At 63.0% G+C, this 300-nt stretch carries 1 protein-coding gene; it reads right to left on the reverse strand.

Features of this window, described 5'->3' with window-relative positions; translation table 11 throughout:
- Positions 1-300: immunoglobulin-like domain-containing protein (locus E3W21_RS28710; RefSeq protein ID WP_134423024.1), on the reverse strand; the 300-nt coding region annotated here is incomplete at both ends.

The raw sequence follows: 300 nt of genomic DNA on the forward strand, positions 1-300 counted from the left end.
CGCCTTCGGCCACAGAGCCGTTGGCGGTCAGGCTGACCGTCGAAATGTTGATTGTGTCAGTCACCTCAGTGACTGCCGCCGCCGGGCTGGTCACCAGGTTCTCGAAGTTGCCGCCGGTAGCGGTGGTAATCGTGGCGCTGACTTTGCCGGCGTCAATGTAGGCATCGTCTTTCGGCGCGTCGACGGTGACGGAACCGCTGGTAGCGTTGGCGGCGATGGTGATCACGGCGCCGTTGCTCAGGGTCACAGTCACTGGCGTGCCGGCAGCGTTGGTCAGTGTTGCGGTGTAAACGATGGAGC

This window comes from Pseudomonas sp. F01002 (assembly GCF_004402115.1).
In the GTDB taxonomy this organism is placed as follows: Bacteria; Pseudomonadota; Gammaproteobacteria; order Pseudomonadales; family Pseudomonadaceae; genus Aquipseudomonas; species Aquipseudomonas frigoris.